The organism is Nitrosospira multiformis (genome assembly GCF_900110185.1).
In the GTDB taxonomy this organism is placed as follows: Bacteria; Pseudomonadota; Gammaproteobacteria; order Burkholderiales; family Nitrosomonadaceae; genus Nitrosospira; species Nitrosospira multiformis_A.
This window is the reverse complement of sequence record NZ_FOCT01000031.1, coordinates 1-4,442: the sequence shown is the minus strand read 5'-3', so window position 1 is coordinate 4,442 and position 4,442 is coordinate 1. Positions and strand designations below refer to the sequence as shown.

Sequence of the window (4,442 nt, the reverse complement as noted above, 5' to 3'; positions counted from 1 at the left end):
TCATGGCCCTATCCCGGCAGGATCGGCATACGGGAATACAATGCGTCATCCGGCCGATCGGAAGTGCATGTCTTCGACTACTGGTGCCACCTGGGGACAGTAGACAATGAAGCCGCCCTGGACGATGTGCCCGGGACGCGCTCATCCATGAAGTTTGATCTCGATACCTACAAGCTGCTGCTAAAGACCCTGGGAAAGCAAACAGAGGTGATTACGTTTGGCGTCGATTAAAGCCCTTCAGCTTCCAAAGTAATCACTCGATAGCCTGGAGCCAGGCAGGATACGTTCTATCCGCACTTTATTTGAACTTCCGTATAGAAAATCAGGTAGCGTCAAAGGGAGTGGCGCGAATGCCTCGCCAATTCTTCACGCAGCGGCGTCGGCTCAATGCAGCGAGCCTGACAAGATGATTAATGCTCGGATTCTCTTCTTCGTTTGCCCTTGTAGCTTTTAAGCTACAATAGGGGCATGATAGAGCTTTTCCGGTACCAGCGTGATGATGGGCGCGAACCTTTCACTGAGTGGCTTGATACGCTGCGCGATAAAGTTGCCCAGGCACGTATTCGGATTCGTTTGCGCCAAATCCAGGCGGGCAACTTCGGTGACTGCGAGCCGATCAGCGAAGGAGTGACGGAATTACGTGTTCATGTCGGCGCCGGATATCGGGTGTATTTTGGAAGACACGGGAAATCCGTTGTAATCCTGCTGTGTGGAGGCGACAAGCGTTCGCAGACAGCAGATATTAAGCAAGCCAAGACACTTTGGATGGACTGGAAACGGAGGCAAGCATGAGCAAATTGAAGGGTGCGGTCTCGCACCATGAACGGGAGATCGCTGAACTGAGCGCTGACCGCGAACTGGCAGTCGAGTATCTAAAGGCAGCGATGGAATCGCTCGATAATCCCGACGACCGGGCTGCTGGCCTGTTGGCGCTTCGCACCGTGGCTGAAGCCTATGGCGGACTTGCCGCGGTTGCAGCGGAAGCCGGCATCAGCCGTGAATCCCTGTATCGCACCTTATCGCCAAAAGGAAACCCTACTCTCAAAACCCTGCTCGCAGTTCTCAAGACAGTTGGACTGCGATTATCCGTTGAGCCTGAGCATCACGTGCACGGTTAAAAGTTCTAGGCTCTGTTTCCGCTTCATAATAAATCTCCCTCTACAGATCTTGTCCAGGACTGTTCGCTATCATGCGTATCGGCGTCACGCGTTAAGTTCCAGCCCGGAGGATAAATCGACTAGACCACTTCAATAATGGTGGCTTTCGATTGGGTCATGTTTAAAGTGGGTGGGTAGCGCGAGAGAGGATGTTGCCCGAAAAATTTGTGCAACATCCAAACGGGGTGGGTCAAGCGTGCCCGGAGAAGCTCAATAACGAAGCTTTCCGTTCTTGGGTTACTTACTTTTTGTCCAGGGTTTCCTCGAGTTTCTGGGCATGCTCGAGGTGAGAGACAAGCGAAGGACGTACCTTCATCAGCAGCGCTTTTAGTTCTTCATTTTTGGCATTCGGGACGAGCTTGTCATCGGCTACGTCAATTACTTTCTTATGAAGGGCAATTTCACCGTCTATGTATTCCTCGTCAAATTCTTTACCGCTCAGGCGCTGCAACTTTTCCATATTCTTCTTGCCATCCGCTTTGAGGCTCTGGCTGACCTTGTTGTCCTTTGGCGTCACGTTAAGTTTCTTCACTAGATCCTTCGCTTGCTGGTTAACATCGGTGTGGTCGGCAATCATCCGGTGAGCGTAGGCATGAACATCTTCGGCGGTTGCTTTTTTCTTGGCAAGATTGCCAGCCTCAATGTCCACATCGTTTGCGGTAACCACAACATGGGCTATTTCCGCGTCATTAAGATCGCCGCCCAACATATCGGCGATTCCGGCGTTAACAGTAAAGACGGGAAGCGTCAGAGCAATCGTCAAGACGAGTAAATAATTTTTCATTGGTTCTTCTCCTTGGTTTGATATGTGAGGGAACAACCGTCTCGTCAATAGAACATCGACTCGTTAATCGAAGTGAACCTTGGTCGCCTCATTCCTATCTTGAATGCGGGAACCTTCGATTTGCGGCAACGCTTCCCCCGATCTTCATTCTGACAATCTTTGAGTCAGGAATATGTTCGTTAACGAACCTACGAAATCCCTGCGCTCGCAGTCTCTTTATATGAGTGTGACATACCGAACAGTATGAGCTATTGATTGGTATTAATCTGATCTCCAATGTCCAATGCCATGCCGAGGCTGCTGAATAGCGAATAGCCGGCAGGCAACGTATAACAAAGGAGAAGATGATATGAGGGTCACGAACAAGCCCATTCTCCTCGTCGAAGACGACCAGGTGGACATGATGACGGTTATCCGGGCGCTCAAGCAGATTCACGTGACGAATCGGGTCGTTCACCTGGAAAACGGGGAGGACGCGTTAAATTACCTCCGGGATGAGAAAAGTGAGAAACCCTGCATCATTTTGCTCGACTTGAACATGCCCATCATGAACGGGATTGAATTCCTGCAAGCGGCAAAAGGTGATGAGCAGCTAAGGCGTGTTCCAGTGGTGGTACTGACCACATCGGATGAACAGCACGACAAGCTGAATAGCTTCAATTTCAGCGTTGCGGGATATATGTCCAAGCCCGTTGACTATCAGCAATTCGTCGAAGTCATGCGGCCGATCAATGCGTACTGGACGATCAGCGAGATGCCCTGAAATTGGCACCTGTTCAACTTTCGAACTGCCTCTTTACACAGCATCAATCCGGCTTTCCTGGTTTTCCCTTGAACGTCGGGCATGCTGGGATCTCAAAAGGGGCGCTCCTCACGCTCGGTCTTGCAATTTATTTCTTGATTAAAACTCTGCAATAAAGGAAAGGTCGGAATTGAATCATTCGTTCTCCATGCTGCAAGCCATCGTAGAATCGACACCTTATGGGCTTCTGGTGACCAACAAGCACGGGCACGTGCTTTGCTATAACCAGCCTTATATGGATATGTGGCGAATTCCAGGTGAAGTCGGGGTCAATGTCAGACACCAGACAATTTTCCAACATTACTCCAGCCAATTAAGAGATCCTCAACAATTCCTGCGCTCAACCGAGGTAATTTATGGTGCATGGCTGCCCGAAAGTTTCGACATCCTCGAATTCATCGATGGCCGGGTATTTGAGCGTCATACAAAAGCCAGGACCCTGGAAGGACTGAATATGGTGCGTATTTGGAGCTTCAGGGACATTACTGAACGCAGGCAGGCAGAGGCGTATAAAGCGCAGTTGGCCGCGATGGTCGAGTCCTCGGACGATGCAATCATTGTCAAGGACCTGGACGGCATTATCACGAGCTGGAATGCGGGAGCGGAACGGATTTTTGGGTACCGGGCAAGCGAAATAATAGGCTCTTCCATATTGGAATTGATTCCGCCCGACCGCCATGAAGAGGAGAACGGGATCATGAACCTCGTCAAGAGTGGGAACCGTGTGGACCATTTTGAAACCGTGCGATGGGGAAAGGGCAAGAAACCGATTGATGTCTCGGTCACGATATCGGCAGTGAAGAATAGTGACGGCAACATTATTGGCGTATCAAAGATTGCACGGGACATCACCGAGCGCAAGGAATCACAGAAACGCATCGAGTATCTTGCCCATTACGATCCCCTGACCGGGCTGCCCAATCGTGCGTTGCTCGCAGACAGAATGAAAACTGCCATCGGAAACGCAAGCCGTTATTCCTCCCAATTCGCAGTCCTGTTTGTGGACCTTGACCGCTTCAAGCCGATCAACGATTCACTGGGCCATGAAATCGGCGACAAGCTGCTCAAGGCCGTCGCAGAGCGCATGCAATCCACGGTGCGCGAAACCGATACCGTCAGCCGCCTGGGAGGCGACGAGTTCGTTGTCCTGCTGAGCCAGATTCACGCGGCATCCGGCGCCACTCGGGTCGCCGAGAAAATTATTGCAGCCCTATCCCAGCCCTACCACATAGGACAGCATGAGTTGGTGCTGACCGCAAGTGTGGGGATCAGTATCTATCCGGACAGCGGCAAGGATGCCAGCAGCTTGCTGCGCAGTGCTGATGAAGCGATGTACTCTGCCAAAGGGCAAGGCAGGAACTGCTATCATGGTCCGTAGCGCCCGGATTGAACAAGGACTTGGCCGACACTCAGATCAAGCAATACTATCGTTATCTCCCCTACTCCGGCTCTAACAACCGCTGCCGCTGCCTTATGCCGCTGCCGCTGCTCCTCTACCGCATCCCGCCAAGGCACCTCGCTGCTGCATGATTAACCACCTTACATTTCTGGAACTATACAAGTGAAGGTTTTGATGTGGAGAACATAGAGCTTACTAGTCTCAATGGGTCAGGATCTCTGGAGGCGACAGGATTTGCTTCGACAATTGGCTCCTAACTGCCGATCAAAGCCGAGGAAAGTCACTTAGACAGTACCTTCA

6 protein-coding genes and 1 pseudogene are annotated in these 4,442 nt (G+C 51.3%); 5 read left to right on the top strand and 2 right to left on the bottom strand.

Annotated elements, in window-relative coordinates:
- The 3 genes and pseudogenes from BMY01_RS16715 to BMY01_RS16705 form a co-directional block, all read left to right on the top strand.
- A pseudogene (locus BMY01_RS16715) lies at positions 1-231 on the top strand (DNA polymerase III subunit epsilon); the annotation flags it as partial.
- Between the two features lie 237 nt (positions 232-468).
- The gene (locus tag BMY01_RS16710) at positions 469-792 is read left to right on the top strand and encodes a type II toxin-antitoxin system RelE/ParE family toxin (RefSeq protein ID WP_074749240.1); all 324 of its coding nucleotides are present in this window, start codon (positions 469-471) and stop codon (positions 790-792) included.
- Positions 789-1,118 carry an addiction module antidote protein gene (locus BMY01_RS16705; protein WP_074749239.1) on the top strand — a complete coding sequence of 110 codons (330 nt, stop codon included), beginning with the start codon at positions 789-791 and terminating at the stop codon, positions 1,116-1,118. The genes BMY01_RS16710 and BMY01_RS16705 overlap by 4 nt, the downstream gene beginning before the upstream one ends.
- 280 nt (positions 1,119-1,398) lie before the next feature.
- Here BMY01_RS16705 and BMY01_RS16700 read toward each other — a convergent pair whose 3' ends face one another.
- Complete coding sequence (locus BMY01_RS16700; protein WP_074749238.1) at positions 1,399-1,941, bottom strand: DUF4142 domain-containing protein; 543 nt, start codon at positions 1,939-1,941, stop codon at positions 1,399-1,401.
- 349 nt (positions 1,942-2,290) lie between these two features.
- Between BMY01_RS16700 and BMY01_RS16695 the strand changes: the two genes are divergently transcribed.
- On the top strand, positions 2,291-2,704 hold the full coding sequence (locus tag BMY01_RS16695) for a response regulator (RefSeq protein WP_074749237.1): 414 nt from the start codon (positions 2,291-2,293) through the stop codon (positions 2,702-2,704).
- A gap of 169 nt (positions 2,705-2,873) precedes the next feature.
- On the top strand, positions 2,874-4,121 hold the full coding sequence (locus BMY01_RS16690; protein WP_254772810.1) for a diguanylate cyclase domain-containing protein: 1,248 nt from the start codon (positions 2,874-2,876) through the stop codon (positions 4,119-4,121).
- On the opposite strand, the gene BMY01_RS17960 is transcribed toward BMY01_RS16690, so the two are convergent.
- Positions 4,109-4,258 (bottom strand): hypothetical protein, encoded by a 150-nt coding sequence (locus BMY01_RS17960; RefSeq protein ID WP_175463310.1) that lies wholly within the window; start codon positions 4,256-4,258, stop codon positions 4,109-4,111. The two genes, BMY01_RS16690 and BMY01_RS17960, sit on opposite strands and share 13 nt — an antisense overlap.
- Between the last annotated feature and the right edge of the window lie 184 nt (positions 4,259-4,442).

What these genes read in the sequence shown, in the direction of transcription:
- BMY01_RS16710 (WP_074749240.1), top strand. Translation starts at nt 469, where the DNA reads ATGATAGAGCTTTTCCGGTACCAGCGTGATGATGGGCGCGAACCTTTC.
- BMY01_RS16705 (WP_074749239.1), top strand. Translation starts at nt 789, where the DNA reads ATGAGCAAATTGAAGGGTGCGGTCTCGCACCATGAACGGGAGATCGCT.
- BMY01_RS16700 (WP_074749238.1), bottom strand. Translation starts at nt 1,941, where the DNA reads ATGAAAAATTATTTACTCGTCTTGACGATTGCTCTGACGCTTCCCGTC.
- BMY01_RS16695 (WP_074749237.1), top strand. Translation starts at nt 2,291, where the DNA reads ATGAGGGTCACGAACAAGCCCATTCTCCTCGTCGAAGACGACCAGGTG.